The organism is uncultured Gimesia sp., assembly GCF_963972345.1.
GTDB lineage: Bacteria > Planctomycetota > Planctomycetia > Planctomycetales > Planctomycetaceae > Gimesia.
Genome location: NZ_CAXAVM010000105.1, coordinates 1 through 23336, shown reverse-complemented (window position 1 = coordinate 23336; position 23336 = coordinate 1). Strand labels below are relative to the sequence as shown.

Genomic DNA, 23336 nt, shown 5'->3' with positions numbered 1-23336 from the left:
TGGTTTTTGGGAGGAATCGCCTGCGTGAGTGCATCAATCATTTTTTCCAGCCGATTCAGGGCTTCCAGGTCAGTCGAAGAAATAATCAGGTTGTCTCCGTTGGTGGAAACCGCCACCGGATCCTTTTTTTGAGCTTGCGGACCTTCAGCAGGTTGCTCGCCGGTTGCTGGTTGCTGTGGTTTTTCCGGAGTTTTTCCGGAATCGATCTCGTCATTCTGTTCTGCTGCAGCTTCTGTTTTCTCATCACTGGCGGTGAAGAAAAATCGTCGCTGGTCGGCATCACGTACAGGCTGCTGCTGCCGAATCGGTCGATTCAGAGGTGCACTGGTGTTTTGTGATGGATTGCGAAAACCCCGGTTACGATTCGGGGCCTCTTCTTCTTCGCCACCGATGATGCGCTCGCGGATCAGGTTGTTTTCAGAGGGGACCACAATCCGGATCGGGTTTTCTTCACCCGATGATGCGGACCACAGTTTATTGATCAGATCCATGATTTCCCGGGAATCCCGGCCGCCCAGTGGAATTGTCCGGACCGGGCCCCGTTCACGAGAGTCATTGGCGCGACCTGTTCCATCTTCGCCCAGTTGGGCCAGTAGCGCTTTGACCTGAATTACCTGGTCGGGAGTGCCACGAATCAACAGGCGACGACCCAGCAGGTCGGCTTCGATCGTCGGGGCATCGTCACCATCGCGCAGGAAAAGTGACCGTAGCGTGGTGGTGGCGGAAATGGGATCCAGCAAGCTGAGGTTGATTACAGAAACAGACTGGCTGCCCCCTTCGCCGTCCAACTGACGGATCATTTCTTCTAGTTTTTCGTGTTCTTTATGTGTGGCGAGAATATGAATTTTATCATTGCGGGCATCTTCATTGACCACGACACCTGGCATCATGGCATCCAGAGTTTTGGTCACTTCGCGAGAGTCAGCAGAACTGACGGTATAAACCCGCAGGAAGGGTTTATTGCCTCCGGGGCCCAGCGGGTTGTTTTCATCGACGTCGATTGACTTGATAATTTCCTCAGCGATTTTAATCTGATCGGGTGTGGCAGTGACCAGCAGTCGATTTGTGCGCGGATCGGCGGTCACCTGAGTGTTGGATTCTTTGGCGGGTTGTGGCTGAGGAGGGCTACCACCTCGATCCCGGTCTCGACTGCTGCCTCTGGAACGGTAATCATAGTAGCGCGATGAAGAGGAAGATGCGCTGGCACTCACATTTTGAGTGGCAGCAGGCAGACCGAACTGGCTGCGGACAATTTTTTCCGCTTCTGTTGCGTCAATAAATTTCAGTTCAAAAGAACGAAAAGCCATGTCGGAAGGACCTGCATTTGCCATGGCACCTTCCAGCAGTTTTTTCACTCGCGACAGATTACTGCCGATGTCTGTCACGATAATGGAGTTTGCCGTATTCAAGGCCACTGATTTTCCCTGCGGCCCGAGTATTGACTGAACTTCCTTGGCGACCTGATTAACGTCGACCCCTTCCAGCGGGAAGGTCACGCTCATCAGTTCATTTTTACCATGCTCGGTAATCTTTTCCGAATCGACAATCGGGACCAGGTTGGGAGGTATACCGTTATCGATGTTCAGAACCACCAGGAACTGATCGCGGCGGACAATGATATATCCTTTTTGCAGGAGATAGCCATTGATAATGTCGAGTGCTTCCGTCGGAGTGTAGGATCCCTGATCGAAATAATTAAAGGTTCCCGGTGGGACATCGTTCAGGTCGAGTGTGTAACCCGCTGATTCTGCAAACAGTTTCAGAACATCACCCCAGGGGGCAAACCGGAAGTTAAAGGACATTTTGTTGACAGGCCCGGGTTTCTTCGCCGTCTGTGGCTGATCAGTGTTAGCAGGTTTGCTGGCTGCATCATTCATGGCGACCGTATTGCTACCGCCGAACGAGATGCTACGATCTTCGGGTTTGAGTCCTTCCGGTTCCAGGGGGATCTGCGGACGGGGTCGTGAAGTGGGACTGGAACTGCTGCTGACAGCAGGTGCGCCCGGTTCAGCCGGTTTTGCATCTGTGACCAGGGCAGGCCCCAGCATCTGCTTCCATTGTGTCTGTTGATCTTTGGTCAGCACGGCTTCGATTTTCTGATCGAATTCCTGTTGAACTTTATCGCGTTCTTCCGAAGTTGCACGGCGGCCCAGATCTCGGCGGGCATTGGAACGCTGTTCTTCCAGTTCGGTAATCTGTTTCAATTGATCATCTGAGAGTTTGAGCTGTTTTGCGGTATCGTCGCTGGTCAGCTGTCGGTAGCCGGCTTCCTGTAATTGCAGCTGTTTCAGTCGGGCAGCCTGCTTTTCGTTGAGCAGACTCATCATTTTGGCTTCGCCTTCGGTACGCTGCTTTTCAAACGATGCCCCCATTTCTTCCCGGACTTTAGTTCGTTCTTCGTCCGTCTGGGCTTCGCGGAGCCGCGTCATGAAGGGTTCCATACTTTCGCGAGTGGGTCGCATACTTGCAGCGGCTTCTTCAAGCTGCTTGATTTGATCTGGAGTCAACTGGAGTTCCTTTTGAACCTCTTCCCGATTGACCAGTGAACCCATTCCGCCCCGGGGGCCACCGAATCCACCTCGACTGCCAAAACCACCACGGTCTCCGCCGAACCCGCCTCTGCCTCCGAATCCGCCACGGTCCCCTCCAAAACCTCCGCGATCGCCACCGAAGCCACCCCGGTCACGTCTCTCACCGCGGTCTTCAGATTCCTGTGCATGTACGGAATTTATGAGGATTTCGGAACAGGGAATCAGACCCATCAGGGTGATGATAAAAAAAACGTGGGATTTGATATTTGTCATCATTTGCATGGCGATTCTGATATCAGGCGTAAAAATAATCAATTTATATGTTCTTGTGTATATTTGTTTGGGAGTGTCGGAAATTCAGTTTCAAAAAGTGCCACAAACAGATTGTTGTCCTGACTGTGGTTGTATTATCGCTGGATCTCACCTCATACAGGCTAAGTTGCCTCAAAATCAAATACAAGACAATTTAAGTAAAACGGGTGCTATCATATTATACTTCAAGAGTTTACAGCTCGTTTCAAAGATCTCGGGGATTCTTATGGAATTCATCGACCTGTTCCCCTGCGACCGGTGTTAGAAGTGTCAGATATCGAAATTCGGCTTGCATCTCTGGCAGACAGATGCGCACAATCACGGTATCTGTTTATTAAACACGGTAATACCTGTTGAAGACCGCTCTAAATGCTGCGGAGTAAGAAAATGTTCCGTTTTGCCACTCTTCTGATTCCTTCTGTACTGCTGGTAGGGTTTTGCGCTGATCTGGCGTATGCGCAGCCCGGTGGTGACAGCCGCTCACGCGGCTTCATGTCGTTTCTGGATCGCAACAGAAACGGGGTAATTGAGGCTTCGGAATTTGATCAGATGCCCGGGCGTTTCAAGGAAACTCTGGAAGCAGCCGGTGTGAATACATCGCGCGATATGAGTCAGCAGGAATTTGAGCGGATCATGCCTCAGGTGATGGAGCGGATGCGTAGTCAGCGGAGCTCCTTTGGTGGCGGAGACCGTAGCAGTGATGATCGCAGTCGTTTCGGCTCATCGCGAGGTTTTGGTGGTCCACCGGGGGGATTTGGTGGGCCTCCGGGTGGTTTTTCCCAGCCCGGCGGTGATGGGGACGACGGTAACGATGACCGAAGTGGAGGATTCGACCGCGACGCCATGCGGAGCCGCTACGGATCGTTTGAACCGGATCGAGGAGGCTCATCAGATTTTTCCTCAAGTGGTCGTTCCGGTGGCAGTTCCTCGGGTAATTCTTCCAAAAATGAACCGGCGAAACCTGTTCGCACGACAGTCGATCTGAATCAGGAATTTGTGCCCCACGACATGGATCAGGATGGTCAGATAGGTCTGTATGAATGGCGCAAAAACAATCCCACGAAGCTGAGTGAATTTTTCACGATGGATCTGAATGGCGATGGTTATCTCACGCCGAAAGAAATCAAGCTTGCCAAAGAAGGGAAAACACAGCGGAGTGCGGCTTCTTTCATGTTCGCTTTGAACACCGGACAGCCTGCTGCGAACCCTCTGGCTACGGGCGGCAGTACATCTGCTTCAGGATCAACTGAAACACCGAAGCAGTCCACACCTGAAAAGCCATCACAACCAGAGTCGGTTCAGGTTTCCGCTCCCACTACCGATCCGCTGGTTGCCCAGGCAGGTTATTTCTTTAAACTGGTGGACCGGGATAAAGACGGTTCTGTCTCTCCGGAAGAATGGAAAAAAAGCCGTTCGATGCGGAAACTGTTTGAAGAGGCAAACATCGATCTAACCGTTTCCATGCCGCAGGAACAGTTCGTAAAACATTACCTGGAAATCAAGAAGAAGTAAGCGAGCGACAGTGAACTGCCCCCGTTTCACCAGGGTCAGTTGTTATCAATCCCCGGGTTCTTTTCGAGTTCACGGGCTTTCTTGTTTTTCTGTTCCAGCTGTCGTTCCTGATTCCTGTCAAACCGTTTCGAGATCGCAATGCCCAGCAGTTTCAGATAGCCCTCATCAAACTGCATCCGGGTGCGGACACCCGTTTCGGTAGGTTGTGTGGTTACCAGAACCAGGTCGTTTTCTTTCTGGAAGGCGTTATCAAGTATCGACATGATGCCGCTTTCCTGGATTTCCGCTTCGGAAAACAGGTTGAGCCAGGGACGTATATGAAATTCCATCTGCACGGGAGCGGTACGTTGTTCTTTTCTGGCTTCGGGTGTTGCTGTGTTAAGTGTTTCCATCGCTTCGTTTAAAGCGGCGACGGCAATCTCCGTTCCCATGGCAAACCAGATCACTTCATTGTCTGCTCCAATATACAGAGAAGGAACCCCGCCGAGAAACCGCTGTTGTTTATCATCGGCTGTTTCTGATTCGGGCTGGACCTGATGCAGGGCGATTCCCTGAACGGTTTCTGCATTCGTAAAGATTCGCATTTTGTTATCGGGAAGTTGATCGATTCGATTGATGATATCCAGCAGGGCAGCAGGCAGATTTGATGACGGGGCGACTTTGATGCCGCCAATCAAGGCAAATTTTTTAGTTGGCGTGGAGACCAGCTGGGTAAATACATCGATATGCCCTTTGTCGACCATCGATTTTACCGGGGCGAAGAATTGTTGAATCGAACTGGTATTCTGCAGGCGTTCCTCTTCGGTCAGGAGTTTTTCACTCAGCAGTTTCTCGAAATAGTTCAGATACTTCTGGTAGATCAGTCGATCGCGGCGAGCGATATTCATGGAAGCGGAAACCGCGAGTGGCAGGTTCTCGCGCGCAGTGATTACGCTGAAGTAGCTGGCTTTACCGGGAATGTTTTTCACAGCGCGCGCCAGATCACTGTTCGGTCTGGCTTTGATGAGCATGTCCACAACTCCCCGTTTTGCTTCTTTTTCGATGCGACCGCCGAACACCATTTCCTGGCCTTCGCTCAGAAAATATTCGATGTTTTCCAGATTCTGTTTCCCCGACATGCGTCTGAGTTCATAGGCGGCCTGGGATTCACCGTCCCGCTGCTGCAGTTGTGTTTCGATGGCAGTACGGAAGAAGCCCAGGAATGTGGTACGCATCAGTTCGGGAATGGCATTCAGATCAATTTTAAAAGCCAGGTCATAGTCGGCAGACAGGTTCTGCAGTTTTTGCGCGGGATCACCGAAGTCACGGGAGCTGATCATGTCCAGGCTGGTTTCATTCTCGACACCCTGAAACAACATATGGACATAATCATCCTGGAACCGAATCACCGAGTTACCTCGCCGACCGTCAAGAATATACAGGTCATCCCGGTCTTGCGCTTTCGTGATGGTTTCCTCGTCACCTGGAATCATCACTTCCAGGGTATCGAGAAAGGTACGGACCTTCTTGACAGGCAGATACATGGTCGGGACCGGCTGGGGAAGTAATCCGGTTTTCAGATACAGTTCCACACCCAGGTTTTTATTTCTATCGATGCCTTCCAGGTCATTCACATTCGCCAGGGAGGCTGAAGCGATTTCGGCGATTTCAGGCCGCGCTGCCAGTTCGAAAATGAAATCGATGTCCGAGAGGATCCGTTCGATACTGGCGATATTGATGATGAGCAGTGGTTTGGGGAGGATCGTTTCCAGGCCTGCGGTCTTTTTTTCCTGTTCCTCATCCTTCTTTTCAGCTTCGGGTTTTCCCGACTCCGGTTCCTGCGCAAGGAGGGTGCTGCTACACAAACAGATCAGGACAAGTAGTGACAGGAGACGTCCGCAGTGCAGCAGAGTTTTTTTAAACATGCCTTGGGAGCCCGAAATGCAGGAGGTTCTCATACGATGCCTTTGCCGTAGTGTTGAGATTCGTATTGAAAAGTGATGCGTTTTTTCACACTTTTAAAACGCGAAGCTGACCGGAGTAGAGACACAATCGGAATGAGATATTGTGCAGGGATTCCCTGATCAGCTCTGCCAGGGATTGATTTTAAATAAAATGAAATGCAATCCCAGCCGTCCAGTATACCCGTTCGGAAATCAAAAAGATTCAGTGTTTCCGATTTTTCCTCAGCGGGGCAAAAGTGCAGGCGACAAAGTCAAGTGAGCGATACATTTACAGTGATGGTACCGTCGGTAGATTGAGTCCATCCAGCAGTTTTTTTCGCTCTTCACGGGATTTCTTATAGTGATGAGGCAGTACCCGCGCGTGATAGGTCTCCAACGGACGCACCAGTGTGCGTTCCAGAACCCGTTTTCGCAGTTGCCAGTCCTGCTCGCTGACATTCACGCGGTGTTGCAGGGAATCCATCGTGGCGATTGCCTGTTCGATTCCGGAAATGCTGAGTTCGATGTCATGCAAAGCCTGCTTCGAAGTGACAGGTCGCGCCTGAGAGCGGTTGTCCCAGCGATATTTCAGAGCCTGCAGCAAGCCGTTCAGATGATCCCACTGCTGCCCCGGTTTCTGGAACAGCTCCGGGTCAGTCGCCGCCATTTCCAAGGCTCGTACAATGGAAACAATCGAGCGATCATTGGCGGCACCATAATTGATGGCATGGAGACGATGCGAAAATTCAAGGACATCCGGTGCATCATCAGATTTCTTGTAGAGCTCTGCGACTTCGTCATGCATGAAGTAACTGATCATCGGATCGTAAGTGGAAGTAAACATCGTCACGCGACCAATCTGATCGATCGAGGGATTTGCTGTCCCCATTGCGTCCGAAAGCGCTTTAAAGTAATACATGCGGCGTTTATCTTCATCGTGAATGTAATCTTCTTTGTGCAGATTTTCTGCTGCCACCTGCCTGATGAGCGAACGCGGGTTTTCTGTAATCTGATCTTTGGCCGGTTTGCGATATTTCCAGTATTGATCGGGATAGCGAGCCATCAGATTGTTCTGCGCCGTCACTTCGGACAGGCGTCTGAGTATGATCGGATCATTCTTCTCGCCCTCCATCCAGTTCAGCAGGCGGCTGCTGCGGTATTCTCTGGTCGGGTTCTCGCTGTGGATTTCCGCAGAGACCATTTTCCGGATTTCTTCCTGCTTCATCCCCCAGCGCATCATTTCATAGGGAAGTCTGAAAGCGAAGTTTCCGTTTGAGGTATTGTTGACGGTAGTTTTGACATCGGCGGACATATCTGCCAGAGCGTCATCTGAGTATGCTGCCAGATTCAACAGGACTGACCAGTCCCAGCCAACCTGTGCCAGCGTGCGTCTGACCTGTGGTGCCTGGATTCGTTCGATCAGGTTGTTCCTGACAAAACCGAGTTCTGAATTCGTACCCATAAACAGCGTTTCACCGTTGGCTATTTCAATTGCCAGAACCTGCTGGAATGCAGACCGAAACGTCTGCGCCATCACCCGCAATGGCTGCGCACCAAAATCGATGTGCTGAAAACGCTGGCAGAAAATGCCATCCTGATTCAGATGCCGCGAAACATTGTGATAAAACTCGGTGGTGAACTCTGCCTGAGATTGTGTGACAACCGACTGGACCGGGTTGCTGATGATCAGGTCATATCTCTTTTCCGCATCTGCACGGGCTGCCATCGCTAATGCGATCGGGGTCTGAACCAGTTCGACGCGTTCTGAATCGAAAGCGGAAATAGCATTTCGTGGGGTAATCTCTTCGTGATATAATTTGACGAGGCTTCGATCCGGTTCCATGCAGGTCACATGTTGCACGGGGAAGTCGAGACTGGAATTCACACCCACACCGGCACCCAGACCGAGAAACAGCACATCTGCAGGACGCTCATGTAAAATCACGGGAATTACAAAGGGCATGAGTTCCCCGGTAGTATGCGGGCACAATCCTGCATCCACAGTGGTCACGCCGAATGGCAGACCACTTCTGCGGATCTGGATCTGATTTTCCCGATAGGACCAGATGGTAAAGGTACCGTATTGTCCTTCCACCTCAGACAGGCAACGGCCTTCATCCAGGTGGGGGAGCAGTTCGGGTTTCAATCCATAACGTAATCCGGTGAAAGTGTTAGTCGAGAATAACAGCTTGGCCGAATGACGAACATCATAATTGTTGTGATTGAGCAGACCGGCAGTGAACAGTGCCAGCCCGCAGAAGATGCCAGCGGCACGCCAGCGTGTCGCCGGCAGTCGAAAGTGTGTCAGTCGGACGAGTACAGCCAGAGCGAGTAATACCAGGCTGGAGAGCATTGTAAGTGTTTTGAGCTTGATGTCAGCCGATCCGATGAGCCATAGACAGCCAAGCATACCGGCCAGCAGGCAAAGCGGTTGCCAGACGGGAAGTGTAGTAACAGTAGTGTTTTCTTTGGAAGAATACCGCACTGCACTGGAGAGTTTGAGCCAGCCACCCCAGCAGGTTCCCAGCAGACAGAAGATGGACGCCGTTAAGCCACCACGGATGAATGAAAGCAGCATTGCGAATTCAATATAGGCATTGGCATACAGCATCCATGAAACCAGCAGCGGGAACAGCGCCAGACAGCCAACGCCAGTCAGTGCCGCCACAAGTGACAGGCTGGAAGTTGTCTGAACGAGTTTTCCTGGCTTGCGGGCCTGCAGGAACGCAAAAGCAACTGCGATACCAAGCAGAAATCCTGCCCAGATAGTGACTTTCAGGTAAAGGGAATCTGGATAGAGCTGAAACAGAATCCGACTGACGGTCACCAGCAGAACGCCGGTAATCACGCTCATTACATAAGAGCCGACCTGAATCACCTTTGGAATACGGGGAGGTGCAACCGCGCGTTGAGCAGGCGTGCGATCGGTAGAGGGTTGCAGCAGTTGCTGGAAGATATCCAGTTTGAGCCAGTGTGAGTATTCAGGCAGATAACTCTCGCAGAGTGATCCAATCCAGGGGATGCAACAGAAAAACAGTGTGGCGGTGAGCGGGATCAACAAAGTTCCGGCCCAGCCGAATGCAGGAACCAGCCAGTAAGCAGACAGAATCAGTGAAGCACTGACTCCAGTCAGGAAACGGGCCAGTTGAGAATGCAGGAGTATGCGGGAGTTTTTGAAATCGTCGGCAGTCACTGTCGCAAGCCAGCACAGGCGGGTAGCCCAGAAAACAGCAGGCAGGATCAGAGCCATGGCAGACAGTGTCATCAGTCCTGTCACGAAGACGACGTTCGTCAGTTGCGAGAGAGTGACCCAATGCAGAACCTGATTAAGCAGTGCCAGCAAAAACGGAAAACAGATAGACCAGAGTGAAAGGATCAATAATGTAAAGCGGATCTGTTTCTGGTGAGCTGCGGACTTCTCGGTCGAGTTTTCACGAGAGAGGGATGCCAGCTGTGGCAAGCCGAGCCAGATGCCCATCACTATGGACAGGCCGATGCCCGTCAGGACTTCGGGGCTGTCGCTGACCAGATTCTGAAATCGTTGAACACAGGAAAGCACGAACAGACCGCAAATCGATCCCAGAAGAAATGAGATTCCCATTCGCTGTTGTAAAAATGAAAGCGAGAACTGGAGTAGATGATGAGCGAACGAACGTATCATGGCTTCCTTGCCTGTCGTTTTTAAAAATTCAGAATTGCATCTCAACTTAAAGTTGCTTACTCTAAGTCATTTCCTAAGCGTCCCTTAGCAGCAAAAATAGCCGGTTGAGGCGCAAGAGGCCTCAGGCCGTGTTTTATCGAAAATACGTAAATATATGCAATACCAGTCGTTGTATCACTGCTGAGATCGCCTTTGATTCATAGCTGATGTACACTTCGCTAGACAAAAATGCGTAGCAGAGTAAGAATAGGTTACTCTCTCAGTCTGCTACAACCCTAAATGATAGAAATTTCCAAGAGTGAAATCCCAATTGAAATTATCCTCTGTAGAGAATCCGGTCGTGAATCAGCTGCGTCAAAAGTGGTGGTCTTCGATCCGAATTCTGCTGGCTGGTTCTGTTCTCTGCATGACAGCTGTGGGAGTACGTCTGCAGGCTGAGACCAATTCCGCGGCTGTCTTTAAAGCAGCTGCGAATTCGATTACTGTTGACGAGCTGAAATCGCATATCGAATTTCTGGCCAGTGATTCCCTGGAAGGTCGGGAGGCTGGTTCACAGGGAGGTCAGGCTGCGGGAACTTATATCCGGACGTTTCTCCAGAAACAGGGGATTCAACCGGGAATGGCTGACGAAGGTTACTTCCAGGAATTTGATGGCGGCTTCCGGAATATCATCGGCATGCTTCCGGGAAACGATCCCGAGCTGAAAAATGAATACGTGGTCATCGGCGCGCATTACGACCATGTGGGTTACGGAAAACCATCCAACAGTCGCGGCGGCGTGGGACAAATTCATAACGGAGCGGATGATAATGCCAGTGGGACCGCGGCATTGCTGGAAGTAATTGAAGCATTATCGTTATACAAAGAACTTCCCCGCCGATCGATTCTGTTTGTATTCTGGGATGCGGAAGAAATGGGGCTGCTGGGTTCGCGACACTGGATCAATCACCCGACAGTGCCCCTGGATCAGGTCGTGCTTTATTTCAATCTGGATATGGTAGGGCGGCTGAAAAAGAATCCCCTCACATTATTCGGTTCCCGTTCTGCTTATGGGCTGCGATCCAGTACCGTGCTGTCCAATCATCGTGAAACCGATCTCAAAATTGATTTTGATTCTGCGATCCGACCGGACAGCGATCACTGGCCCTTTTATCAGAAAGGGATCCCCTTCCTGATGTTTCATACCGGCAAGCATGCAGACTATCATCGGCCGGAAGACGATGCCTATAAAATTGATTATCCGGGAGCACGAAAAAGTGCCCAGCTGTTAACCCGGCTGACATTGGATTTTGCATTGCAGTCGGAAAAGCCCAGGTTCCGCGATGCCAATCAGGATATCCTGTCAGGTATTGATCAGGAAGCACGCGTTGATAACAGCGATCCCCCGCGACTGGGGGTGGCCTGGAACGCAGATATTTATTCCCAGGGAAAATTAGTGTTAACTCAGGTCATGGCGAATACTCCTGCCAAAAAAGCAGGGCTTAAAGCAGGTGACGAGATTGTCAAAATTGATGACCAGTCTCCCATTGCGGAGCAGGGTTTTGGAGCTCTGGTTCAGAATTCCCCCAACCAGATTGTCCTGCAGGTCCGCCGTAAAGATCAGGAAGAACTGCTGGAATTACCGGTCACATTATCCGGAAAGCCGGTCAAACTGGGGGTTCAGTGGCTGACTGACGAAGCTGATCCTGCCGTGATCGTGATTTCCGATATTATCGAATCGTCACCCGCAGATCTTGCGAAACTGAAAATCAATGACCGGATCTATGAGATTGACGGCAAACGATGTGAAAACAGTGAAGAGTTTCGTGAGCTGATCGGTTCACGAAAATTTCCTTTCAGCCTGCTGGTTGAACGGGAAGGTCAACTGAAAAAAATCGAAATTCAGTCGATGAGGTGAATCTTCCAGTCAATCATTTGTGGCTGTAGACCAGATTTGCCGAGTTCCTCTTTTAATGTCGCTTCGGGAACAACCCGGGCGGAACCGGTCCGATAAACACGCACATGAATGCCGTCTTCATCACCGGATGCCTGCTTTGCCAGCGTCAGAATCTCGTTGATGTCTGCCGGTCGGTATTTGTCTTTCGGCTGCGATGCGGCTTTGACCAGGTAGCTGCGGTCATCTATCAGGATATCCAGAACTTTCAAGCGAATTTCGGCGAGCGACTTTTCCTGTTTTGGTTCGGGTTGAATCAGGACGGGAATGATCTCCGATTCACTGGACGCCATAATATTACGTGATTCTTCGTCCGCCGTATCTGCTGTTTTCTCAGCCTCTCCCGGTCCGGAATTGATGCCGGGAGTCAATCCGAAGTACTGTCCCAGAATGATACCCAAGGCTAAAATTCCACCTCCGGCATACATCATTTTTTTGGGTCGTTTACCCATGGCTCATTCCTGTACTCTAGCGCATCGCCTTTAATCATTGCGTCTCCTAATCTAGTATACCTGGTCCAAATGGACCTGGAGACGCTACCGTTAAACGGGACACAGTTTCGATCGTGCCTGGTTTTCACTGCATTGTAGTGGATCTGCTTTGAGATAATACAGATCAATTCAAAAACCATTTTTCCGGGGATTTGAATCTACTCCCGGAATCGCAGGCAAGACGGGTGGCTCTATTTCCCGGAGTTGAGATCTTCCATCAGTTCAAAGAGGACTGTCAGAATCTGGTCCGAAGCATCCAGTTGAACGCGATTGGTTCCCATCCAGGTTTCGTACCCACCCAGTTTGTGTTGCGCGGGCGTGGGCAGGTATCCGTAATAACCGTTGGCCAGTTCAATCGTGAAGGCATCTTTGAACGGAGCTTTGTCTTTGATTTCCAGACCAATTTCACAGAATGTTTCAAAGGGAATGGCGGCGACTGTCAGATCTCCTATTCGCAGCGTCTGCAACTTTACTGTCACTTCATCCGGACCTTCGAGCAGTCTTTGTACTCGACCTGCATAGTTTCGTTCGTAGCGATGATGCTGTGGTGCATCTTCGGGTTGCGCCAGTAATTTTTTGAAGTAGGCCTGCATGGCTGCGTCCGGTTTACGGACTTTCAATGTGAGATCTGCACTGGCGGAGCCCAGGGGAACCCAGGTCTGGTACTTGACGCCCTTGTATGCATCCGCGACACGCTTTGCGACGAGATCTGCGACCTGTGCCATTTTTTCGTAAGCCTGCATGCGTTTGCCAGGCTGACTGAAGTTGATGTTATTGATATCCCCGCTGGTGCCATTCGAAAGCATGCCCACAAAGGAACCGTCCTCCGGGCTGGCACCAATGAGTGAACCAATTTTTTCAGAGAAAATGCCGAAGTAGTCTGAGGAGATTTCTCCTTTCTTCACGCCCCCGACATAATGCAGAGAGTAATTGGCCAGCAAAGCCAGGGGGCGACCTTCCAGGGACTGGACGCTGATAAAAGAGATTTCGGGATCAATGGGACCTGCCGGCTTGACGAGGGCCGCGTTTCCGCGGGGAGGATTCATGCGAACCTGATCGACGCCCCCAAACGGGTTTTTACAGAAGTCAGGATTCGTCGTAAACCAGCGGCGGTTGAATACTTCCGAGGGTTCGTCCACGCCTCCCCAGCCAATCTGAGCCGGTTCCGTTTTTTCCAGAGCACGTCGGACACAATCGGCGATACGGCGGGAAAGAAAGTCACGATATTTGGGACTGCTGGCCCGCGTTGCCGAATGCGTATGTGTGGCTGCCATCAGTATGTTCTCGGGTGGCAGGTCTGTTTCTGCCTTGATGAAGTCCCGGGCCGCCTGGTAGACGTCTTCCGTGATGCCCAGGTTATCACAGATCACGAAGGCAATTTTTGTTTCGCCATTGTCGAGCACGAGGCAACGGGCATGCAGTTCGTCATGCACATTTTCTGCAGGGAAGGGCGCAAAGCCACCCACAATGGCTTCTCCCAGCGGGGGAGTAATATTACTGGTGGCAGCCCCTGCTTTAAGTACTTTATTCGGGGTTGATTCCGCTGCCTGCATGCTGCTGAGCAGGAATACCAGGCAACACACGCTCATCATGCCAGTCAAAAATGGACGTCGATTCCCTGTTGCTGCCATTGGTTTCACTCCTCGTCTGGGGCCTCATGAAAGTCGATTCTGTGGTCTGCGATTATAAAGGCCTTGGAATGGAAACACAACAAACCCTGTTGATGTGTTTGAGTGTGAAGCTTTCTTAACTCATTCATGGCTATGTGATTACGAATAGCCGGTGAACCGGCTGACCGCAGAAAGCGGATGTGGGTCGGATCAGTCTGGCGGAAAAACTGTAAAAATATATTGACACCAATGATAATTATATTTGCCATTGCCGGCAATATAATATACTTTGGTGCCAATATGATACTGATTTCTAATCCGTGTTCTCAGCCGAATCCTTCGATTTGGTTTCGTTTTATTCATTCCAAAATTTTTGAGGCCCGTCATGCTGAATTCGAAGACACGTCGTCGCGGTTTTACTTTGATCGAACTGCTGGTGGTGATCGCCATCATCGCAATTCTGATTGCACTGCTGTTACCGGCTGTCCAGCAGGCACGGGAGGCGGCCCGCCGTTCCACCTGTAAGAACAATCTGAAACAGATCGGCCTGGGTATGCATAATTATCATGGTACACATAATACGTACCCTTATGGTGTCAGGCATGCTGGTGACAATAATGCATTACACGAACGTGAATGCTGGGCGCAGCAGCTGTTACCTTATATTGATCAGGCACCGCTGTATAACAAATATACGGCAGATACGACCAAAAATATCTGGAATGTTCCAAAGGCAATCAGTGCGGTTGTTATTCCCGTTTACATGTGTCCTTCTGATCCTTCTTCTCCTGGATTTAACTACGCCGATTTGTTTGAAGGCAACTACACAGGTTGTGCCGGCAGTACGCCGATTAAGATGAACGACACCAATCCGAATAATGTCAAAATGGATGGAATCCTGTATCTGCAGTCTCGTACACGGGTGCGGGATATTGTTGACGGTTCTTCCAATACCATCATGCATAGTGAATCGATTATTCGCGGGACCAGTGGGGCCGACTGGGGATCAGCCGGTCATTACTGGGGTGGTGGTCGCTGGGGAGGCGGTCTGTTTACCACGCTGGAGCCACCCAACACCTCAATTCCGGATGAGCACAATACCTGTAAAAGCACCACCTGGCCTTTAGCACCTTGTACGGCCGTTGGAGCCACGACGCAAATTCAGAACTATGCCCGCAGTAATCATATCGGGGGAGCGCATTGTCTGTTGGCCGATGGTGCGGTTCGTTTCATTTCTTCAAATGTCGATCGAGGGACATTTCATGCACTGGGGACCCGCGCTTCCGGTGAAGTGTTAGGCGAGTTCTAAGTGGTGCTGTAGACAGAAACAGGCACCTTAAGAAAACGTCTATTTGCGGTCTCTCAACTTACAACGATTTCACATCGATCTTCGTTCAGGAATTAAAAACAATGCGCGCTTCAAAACTGTTCATCCTGCTTCTGCTGCCACTCACCGGCTGCCACAGTGGTGAGGCGGGGCCTGAAACTTTTACAGTCACAGGCGAAGTTTCATTTTCGGGAAAACCGGTAGAAACAGGGCAGATCGTCTTCATTCCCGCATCCGTTGGTACGCAGCGGTATGCCGCAGTCATTGAGAATGGACAGTATACCTGTGAATGTACTCCCGGCGCGAAGCAGGTGGAAATCACTGCCTACCGGTTCGATGAATCAAAGCAGGAGCCCGATCCAGCCGAGCCGGGAAAAACCGTTCCCGCGCGGGTGCAGTATATTCCGGAACAATTTAACCGTAAGACAACACTCACTGCAGAAGTGTCAAGCGGAGGCGAGAACCACTTTGATTACAGGCTTGAGTCCCAATAAATAATTGAAAATAAATTGATGCTGGACCGTTTTTATATTCTTATTTTCTACTGATTGAAAAAGGGATGATATGATGAGTGCTCCTGCTGATCGACGACGCGGTTTTACCTTGATCGAACTGCTGGTGGTGATTGCCATCATCGCGATTCTGATTGCACTGCTGTTGCCGGCAGTCCAGCAGGCGCGGGAGGCGGCCCGCCGTTCCACCTGTAAAAACAATCTGAAGCAGATCGGGCTGGCGCTGCATAACTATCACGATGCGTTCAACGTCTTCCCGCCGAATTCCAATGGCGCTGATCCAAGTCTGCCGAACGGGTTCAGCTGGCGCATGAAAGTTCTGCCTTATATCGATCAGGCACCCTTATTCAATCAGTTCAATTCCAGTTTACGGATTACGGATCCGGCTCATCTGGTGCTGTGTCAGAATATCCTCCCCGTTTACCTGTGTCCCAGCGATCCGACTCCGGCAGTGAAAGCAGACTTGCACGTCAACTGGTGTTTTCCCGGAAATGCCACCGGAGCCAGTGGCGCTTTGACTTCGACCAATGTGTGTGATATTGCTGGCAGTACTTACGATACCACAGCAGCCGTCACCACCTATGGTGAAGTCTGCGGACTGCATCCGGATAGCGGACCGGGGGGAATGTTTCGTCGTCGTCAGACGTTTGTGACACGGTTTCGTGATCTGACTGATGGAACGTCGAACGTGCTGGCCATCGGCGAAATGTCACCCAGCTACAATCCCTTCAGCGCCTGGGTTCCCAGTGACAGTCCCGTGCATACCTCTGCTGCCATCAACAGTTCTTCATTGCTGTGTGGACCGAGCCCCTGTCAGTATCCCACGATTGGCTGGCCACAGACGACGGCTTCACAAAGCTTTCACACAGGGGGCGCCCATTTTCTGTTGGCAGACGGGAGTGTACACTTTCTGAGTGAGAACATGGATCTGTCTCTGTATCAGCAACTGGGGCATATCAGCGATGGTTTGCCTACGGGTGGCTTCAACAAGTAACAGTAGCAAGAGATGTCTTCACTCTTTGAGAAAGAACCAGTCATGCGAAATCGATCAGGCCTGCTGTTGTTGCTGGTGATGCTGCTCTGTTACGGCTGTGGTCAGCCCGATGACCGTCTGCCCACAGCCCGGGTAACAGGAACCATTGCCTTTGACGGGACGCCACTCACCTCCGGAAATATCATGTTTTTCCCCGTTTCAGGCGGCAAACACGCTGTCGGTATGATAGGCGAAGATGGCGCATTTCATTTATCCACTTATGAATCAGGCGATGGTGCCGTTCCGGGAAAACATAAAGTGGTGATTCAGGTTTCACACGGAAGTCCGGATGGGACCGCAGTTCCAGTAAAGACGTCTTCGATACCCGCCAAATATTCTCAACGCGATACGACGACATTGACTGCTGAAGTCGCCGCAGAGGGAGCAAACAAGCTGAACTTGAACATGCAGCCTTAACATCAGTTCGCTTTTCTTCCCTTTGATTTACTCTTGCAGCAGATTTCAAAAGCCCGCATACTTTGCAGATGTTCTTACCCGGCTCATCTCGAAGAAAATAACGCGATGCAACTTGAATTGACAGAAAAGACCAGGCTGGAGGCGCCACCAGATCAGATCCATGACTGGCTCAGTGATCTGGAAAACTGGCCGAAAATCAATGATAAAATTCGATCCATTTCAGTCGAAGGCGATAAATGCATTGGGGAACTGCTTTTCAAAGGACAGACGATCGAATTTGCCGGCATGGTACCCCCGGACAATGATCCGTTGAAAGTCACCTGCAACATTGTGATACAGACCAGTTCTGAGAAAAACCGCACAGAGCATCTGACAGTCGTTTATGAGATCATTCCCCAGGGCAGATATTCGAAGGTGATAGAGCGGGTTATCTTTGAACGGTCCATTCCCTTTTGGGGCTGGCTGCTGGTGAAGTTCATCATGCTGGTGGGTAAGCCGACCGGCACTACAAATCTGGAGCGAATTAAAGAGCACATTGCTGCAGAGAATGAGGGACGCTGAGACAAGAGTCTGCATAAAAACAACTGCTACTTTTTCTCTTTCAAAATGAATTCGCCATAATAGCCGATGTTCGATTTGTATTTTCCGCTAAGCGTGTTGCCTGTCATTGAACCGGTCCACTGATACTGATGTCCGCGAATGACGGCATCTCCCGACAGTTTGAGTTGCTTACCATCGGGCTTCGATTGAAAGGTTGCCTCGTATTTAAACGGATCGCCTTTGAATAAACCGGTGAATGTGGCTTTCCATTTTCCACTCTCATCTGATGTCGCAATGCACTTCAGCGGTCCGGTTGTATTGTACTTGCGGTTATTCCATTTCCCTTCCCAGGTTCGGATTTCGTCTGCCTGCAGAGACGTGCCCCAGATTGTCGCGACAATCGCAACCAGGATGATGTGTTTCATGCCGTTCCCCTTTTAGTCAGTCTGGTTTGTCGAAGGAACACCCTGTTAATTTACAGCGTTCAGAAAGCAATTCGCTAAACGGGTTGAAAAAGCGACAATAATTACAGACACAGGGGCAAACCAGGGGCTGAGGGATTCCAATACAGAATTGTATCGTACTGTTATAAAATGGGTTAAAGAGAGACAGACGATTTTTTGAATCATACCTCTGCTGATCAAATATAGTATTCGATCACATGTTCTTCTTCGACGGAGATGCGGTAATCGTGACCGGGTGAGACGAGTGCCTCATCATCCAGCAGCAGCTGGGCAACTCTCATGGCCTGGCCGCGTAATTCGGGGACGGCCGTCGTTTCCCAGAGAGTGCCTTTCATCAATGGACCGATGGCGAATAGAAATTCGGACGGATGACCTTCTGCGTCGATCGTGGCGAAATCGGCTCCGACATCGATGCCCATATCCAGTTCATCCGGTCGAATCAGCCCTCGCTGCAGCAAGTTCTGAAAAAGAGGCACGCTGGTGTCAGAAAAACCGGAGTGGGGTCCCGTGCAATTGATCACCAGGCTTCCCCGTACCTGTTGTGTTTCGCCTGCCCGATTCTGCAGGTTCACACAGACGCGATTACCGTCTGCTTCCAATCCGGTGATGCGACCTCGTACGACACTCAGACGTCCTTCTGTAATCGCTTCCGTGATGCGCTGGTGAATCGGCTGGGCGATGCGGTGTCGAATCACGTTCCAGCGGGCAGCATACCGTTTGAGAAACTCCTGCTTTTCCGCAAGGTCGAATTTCTGCCAGATCTTCTGGGTATGTGGTCGCAGTCGATCCACGACGATCCCCGGGTTTTCACCAATCCTCTGCAGTTGACGACAATGTTTTTCGAGCAGCTGAACCAGGTTTTCCAGGCCCAGGTTTTCCGGTTCTTCGGGGAGAAAGTCGGGATATTCAATGCCGCGAAAATGTGACTGCGGAATCATGCCATTGTGGGAAACTGCAATCAGTTGACCCTGCCAGTTCTGTTCGCTGAGTGTCAGGAAAACGTCTATCATGGAGAGCCCGGTTCCCATCACAATAATATTCTCCGCGGGATCGGGGATTTTTTCCATCCAGTTACTCCAGGGCTCGGCACAATAACCTGCATGGGAGAATGCATCTTCTGCCAGCGGGCAGGGAGGCTGGTTTCCGGTAGCCAGCAGAACACGGTCGGCATCAATCGTTGTTCCATCTTTGAGCGTGATTTCCGCGACGCCTGCAAAATTGAACTCGATATCGACCGCTTCCTGTTCGATCACCTGGATCTCAGCCGGATGATGACTGTCAATCGGTTGCATGTAAGTCGCCAGGATGCTGCGCAGATAATCGCCATAAATGCGACGCGGGACATAGGTTTCACGAAGCTGGGGATCGGGCAGGTCACTGTAGTCAACCCGTGTGCGGAGCCAGTCCAGAAAGTGATTGGCATGATCGGGGACAGCGGACATGTTGCGCGCGGCGACATTCAGCAGGTGTTCTTCGCGACGGGTTCCATAAGCAACGCCACGACCAAGTGGATACTTGTCGTTGATCAGTTGAATGCAGAGTGGGCTGCTGCTTAAGCGGGCAAGGTTGACCGCCGCCATCGTTCCACTGAAACCACCTCCAATAATCGCCACTTTCTTCATGGGACTCTGATCCTTTCACAGCCAATACGGGGTTCCGGAATGAGTGCACAGTCAAGGGGTCGTCCTGCTGTTTCCCATCATTTCAGGATTGGGGAACAGCTGCAGGAACAGCGTTGATTGTATCCGGTGAAGTGCGGGAGTAACAGGCAGCAGGCTGCGTTGCCCGCGGAACGCTGCAAAGGCGGACCGGTCGATCAGTGTTCCCGCTTGACGATCGGTGTTTTATTTCCCTGGTTGTCAATGGCGACATAAGTAAAGGCCGCTTCGGTCACTTTGAAGTTAGGGCAGTCGGTGTCTTCGTGCCGCAGGACCGGTTCCACCCAGACCTCAAGCTGCAGCGTAATCGATGTAGTACCAATCCGCTCAACTGTTCCATAACAGCTTACCACATCCCCGACTTTGACTGGTCGAATGAATTTCATTGACTCGACAGCGATCGTCACGGTGCGGGTTCCCGAGACTTCTTTGGAAAGAATTCCCCCGGCAATATCCATCTGTGACATGATCCAGCCACCGAAAATGTCTCCATTGGCATTCGTGTCCGCGGGCATGGCCAGCGTTCTCAAAATCAGTTTGCCGTCGGGCAGTTCACAGAATTCTTCCATCGTTCAACATTCTGATTGGCGCTTAATGATCAATTTGATTCGAGCGGAATGACTCAGCAGGCAACGGTTAATGAGATCGTGACGGCCGTCCATTGTTTTTTGCCACATGGCCTCCCCAGACCAGGAGATTCTTGCTGCAGTCATCCCGGTGAATAAGGACTTCAATCAGTGCTGGCCCGTCGTGTGCTGTAGCCTGTTTGATGGCTTCGTCGAGCTCACCTTCGTTCCGTGCCTTACAGCTGAAACCATTACCGTCTTCCGCATTGAAAACATGAACCAGCTCGGCGTAGTTCCAGTTCTTAATGTTGTTGTAGGGACCGTCATGGATTTCCACTTCAATCGTGTAGCCACCGTTATTGATCAGGAAAATAATCGGTTTCAATCCATAACGGATGATCGTAGAGACTTCCTGTGCCGTCAACTGGAACGAGCCATCCCCGATCAGGGCAATCGGTCGTCGATCGGGCGCTCCTACACTGTAACCGAGAGTGGCACCAACGGACCAGCCGATGGAACCATATTGCATCTGTACTTCAAACCGGGCTCCTTCAGGCAGATTCAGTTGCATGCCGTTGAACCACGAGTCGCCCGTTTCCGCGATGACAGCGGAATCGGGACCGAGCATCTGCTGAATCCGCGAGAACAACTGGCGTGTCGAGAGTTCAGTCTCGGGAGTACCGGGGCGCAGAGGTGTGGCTTCATCCTTGATGCGATTGTAGGCAATCATCGAACCGTCATTCGGTTTGAGTTTCTGCGCCAGCTGTTCCAGGAATTCGGCGAGTTTCACGTTACTGAAAGTCTGGTTGGGAAAGACCACACTGTTCGGGCGGGCCTGAATCACTTTGGCCGGATTGATGAGAGCCGCGTGCCCGGTGGTGGTATAATCGGTAAACGTGCCTCCTGCAAACAGGCAGAGATCAGAGGAATCGACAATCTCACCACAGCCGGGCGTGCCGACGGGGCCCCAGTAAATCCCCATATAGTGAGGATGTTGTTCGTTGAAGAATCCCTTGGCGTTGGGCATGCTGGCAATCGCATAACCGCTGGCATCTGCCAGTTTCTGAAAATTAGCTTCGGCGCCGAAAGAACGGAGTTTGACACCGGCCACCAGCACCGGTTTTGTCGCGGCGTTCAGCAGTTCGACAGCCCGATCAACGGCAGCGTTCAGCGACTTCGGATCACTGGCAGTCGGACCACCGAAGGAACGGACATTAGGAGCCGATGTCACCGCATCTGCGATGTTACAGGCAATTTCAATATAAACAGGTTTGCGAAAACGGAGTGCCGTCTGGATTGCATGATCAATTTGAGTCGGGGCTTCGCGGGGATCATGAATCGTAACGGCTTCTGCGGTCACTTTGGAAAAAATCTCCCGCTGGTAATCGTAATCGAGCAGACCCAGTGTGTGATGCAGCATTTCGAACTCGGCTTCCGAGTTGGTGTTTGGTCCTCCCGAGACAGCGATGATCGGCAGGTCTTCTGCATAAGCGCCCGCAATGGCATTCAGCAGGCTCAAGCCCCCCACACTAAAAGTCACAAAAACCGCGCTGGCACCGCCCGTGGCGCGACAATATCCGTCAGCGGCATAGCCGGCATTCAATTCGTTACAGCAGGAAATCATTTCCAGGTTTTTGTTTTCCAACAGCCTGTCCAGCAGCACCAGATTGTAGTCACCCGGGACTGCGAAATAATGCTTCAAACCAATTTCTTCCAGTCGGGAAGCCAGATACGAACCGACGGTAGTGCTGTTATCAGACATCAAAGTTCCTTCTATTGATTAAGTGCAAATCATCCTGGAGTACGCAGAGCTGGAAACTAATATTCAGGATGCCACATGGTTTCTTCAATTCGCTGATCGATTTCTTTTTCCGTGACCGTGTCGGCAACGCCGTCTGCAATTGCGGCTAGCGCGACCGCATGGGCAATTTTGCGACTGACATCACGAATGATGGTCAATGAGGGGAGCAGAGAAGCGGTCCGGTCACTGAGCGCGGGGGATGTTTCTTTCAAGGCGCCCGCAGCCGCAATGAACATTGCATCGGTGACACGACGTGCCCTTGAAGCGAGAATGCCCAGGCCCATCGCCGGGAAGATATAGCTGTTATTGCATTGCGCGATCGTGTGCGTCACGCCGTTGTGATCCACGGGATCAAAGGGACTGCCGGTGGCAATGACCGCTTTGCCGTCCGTCCATTTCAGCAGATCCGCGGGTGTGGCTTCTGCGCGCGAGGTCGGATTGGAGAGCGGAAAGATGACCGGGTGTTCGACGTGCGAAGCCATTTCACGAATGATCGATTCCGTGAAGGCGCCTGCCTGACCGGTGGCCCCAATCAATACTCCCGGTTTTGCGTTACGGACCACATCGGCAAACGCAACAGCTCCCGTCGTGTCGCAGTCCCAGCTTTTCAGATTTTCGGCTGGCTGGGCCAGTTGCTGATGCAGTTCATCCAGATCCGTGCGGCCGGAATGCAGGAGACCATCTCGATCGATCACGTAAAAATGGGAGCGGGCTTCAGATTCGCTCATCCCCTCTGCCATCATGGTCTGTTTCAACTGCAGGCAGATCCCAACCCCGGCGGAGCCGGCGCCCAGCATCACGATTTGCTGGTCCTTTAGTTCTCCCCCGCCGGCTGCGATGGCGGCGAGAATCGTACCCGTGGTGACGGCGGCAGTCCCCTGGATATCGTCGTTGAATGTGCACAGATCATCGCGGTAGCGGTCGAGAATCCGCTCGGCATCAACGGAGGCAAAGTCTTCCCACTGCAGCAGAACGTTGGGAAATCGCTTCTTGACCGCGTTGACGAACAGGTCGATGAACTGGTCGTATTCTTCTCCCTTGATGCG

The 23336-nt window shown here is 51.4% G+C and carries 17 protein-coding genes; 7 read left to right on the top strand and 10 right to left on the bottom strand.

From position 1 onward, the window contains the following. The coding region (locus tag AACZ40_RS17345; RefSeq protein ID WP_339675199.1) for a secretin N-terminal domain-containing protein at window positions 1-2807 on the bottom strand (2807 nt) is incomplete at its 3' end. A 423-nt stretch (window positions 2808-3230) separates the two neighbouring features. Here AACZ40_RS17345 and AACZ40_RS17340 point away from each other — a divergent pair. Continuing rightward, window positions 3231-4355, top strand: a complete 1125-nt coding sequence (locus AACZ40_RS17340) for an EF-hand domain-containing protein (RefSeq protein WP_291175913.1) — start codon at window positions 3231-3233, stop codon at window positions 4353-4355. A 35-nt stretch (window positions 4356-4390) separates the two neighbouring features. On the opposite strand, the gene AACZ40_RS17335 is transcribed toward AACZ40_RS17340, so the two are convergent. Then, on the bottom strand, window positions 4391-6259 hold the full coding sequence (locus AACZ40_RS17335) for a hypothetical protein (protein WP_291175916.1): 1869 nt from the start codon (window positions 6257-6259) through the stop codon (window positions 4391-4393). A gap of 307 nt (window positions 6260-6566) precedes the next feature. Next, window positions 6567-9938, bottom strand: coding sequence for a hypothetical protein (locus AACZ40_RS17330; RefSeq protein WP_291175919.1), 3372 nt, complete (start codon window positions 9936-9938; stop codon window positions 6567-6569). Window positions 9939-10248: 310 nt separating this feature from the next. Between AACZ40_RS17330 and AACZ40_RS17325 the strand changes: the two genes are divergently transcribed. After that, on the top strand, window positions 10249-11835 hold the full coding sequence (locus AACZ40_RS17325; RefSeq protein ID WP_291175921.1) for a M20/M25/M40 family metallo-hydrolase: 1587 nt from the start codon (window positions 10249-10251) through the stop codon (window positions 11833-11835). Here AACZ40_RS17325 and AACZ40_RS17320 read toward each other — a convergent pair. After that, complete coding sequence (locus AACZ40_RS17320) at window positions 11820-12323, bottom strand: hypothetical protein (protein ID WP_291175924.1); 504 nt, start codon at window positions 12321-12323, stop codon at window positions 11820-11822. The genes AACZ40_RS17325 and AACZ40_RS17320 overlap by 16 nt on opposite strands. A gap of 230 nt (window positions 12324-12553) precedes the next feature. Continuing rightward, complete coding sequence (locus AACZ40_RS17315; RefSeq protein ID WP_291175927.1) at window positions 12554-13993, bottom strand: hypothetical protein; 1440 nt, start codon at window positions 13991-13993, stop codon at window positions 12554-12556. 364 nt (window positions 13994-14357) lie between these two features. Between AACZ40_RS17315 and AACZ40_RS17310 the strand changes: the two genes are divergently transcribed. From AACZ40_RS17310 to AACZ40_RS17290, 5 genes are all read left to right on the top strand, one after another. Beyond that, window positions 14358-15281 (top strand): DUF1559 domain-containing protein, encoded by a 924-nt coding sequence (locus AACZ40_RS17310; RefSeq protein WP_291175930.1) that lies wholly within the window; start codon window positions 14358-14360, stop codon window positions 15279-15281. 101 nt (window positions 15282-15382) lie between these two features. Then, window positions 15383-15793, top strand: coding sequence for a hypothetical protein (locus AACZ40_RS17305; RefSeq protein ID WP_291175933.1), 411 nt, complete (start codon window positions 15383-15385; stop codon window positions 15791-15793). A gap of 70 nt (window positions 15794-15863) precedes the next feature. After that, the gene (locus AACZ40_RS17300; RefSeq protein ID WP_291175979.1) at window positions 15864-16805 is read left to right on the top strand and encodes a DUF1559 domain-containing protein; all 942 of its coding nucleotides are present in this window, start codon (window positions 15864-15866) and stop codon (window positions 16803-16805) included. Window positions 16806-16847: 42 nt separating this feature from the next. Next, on the top strand, window positions 16848-17261 hold the full coding sequence (locus AACZ40_RS17295; protein WP_291175982.1) for a hypothetical protein: 414 nt from the start codon (window positions 16848-16850) through the stop codon (window positions 17259-17261). Window positions 17262-17366: 105 nt separating this feature from the next. Beyond that, complete coding sequence (locus tag AACZ40_RS17290) at window positions 17367-17822, top strand: hypothetical protein (RefSeq protein ID WP_291175985.1); 456 nt, start codon at window positions 17367-17369, stop codon at window positions 17820-17822. A 26-nt stretch (window positions 17823-17848) separates the two neighbouring features. Here AACZ40_RS17290 and AACZ40_RS17285 read toward each other — a convergent pair whose 3' ends face one another. From AACZ40_RS17285 to maeA, 5 genes are all read right to left on the bottom strand, one after another. Beyond that, window positions 17849-18226 (bottom strand): hypothetical protein, encoded by a 378-nt coding sequence (locus AACZ40_RS17285; protein WP_291175989.1) that lies wholly within the window; start codon window positions 18224-18226, stop codon window positions 17849-17851. A 215-nt stretch (window positions 18227-18441) separates the two neighbouring features. Further along, the gene (locus AACZ40_RS17280) at window positions 18442-19887 is read right to left on the bottom strand and encodes an FAD/NAD(P)-binding protein (protein WP_291175991.1); all 1446 of its coding nucleotides are present in this window, start codon (window positions 19885-19887) and stop codon (window positions 18442-18444) included. A 194-nt stretch (window positions 19888-20081) separates the two neighbouring features. Beyond that, window positions 20082-20492: an acyl-CoA thioester hydrolase YciA gene (yciA, locus tag AACZ40_RS17275; RefSeq protein ID WP_291175993.1), complete on the bottom strand. Its 411-nt coding sequence runs from the start codon at window positions 20490-20492 to the stop codon at window positions 20082-20084. Window positions 20493-20559: 67 nt separating this feature from the next. Beyond that, complete coding sequence (locus AACZ40_RS17270; protein WP_291175995.1) at window positions 20560-22251, bottom strand: thiamine pyrophosphate-binding protein; 1692 nt, start codon at window positions 22249-22251, stop codon at window positions 20560-20562. 56 nt (window positions 22252-22307) lie between these two features. Next, window positions 22308-23336 (bottom strand): oxaloacetate-decarboxylating malate dehydrogenase (maeA, locus tag AACZ40_RS17265; RefSeq protein WP_339675191.1); only part of this gene is annotated, 1029 nt, incomplete at its 5' end.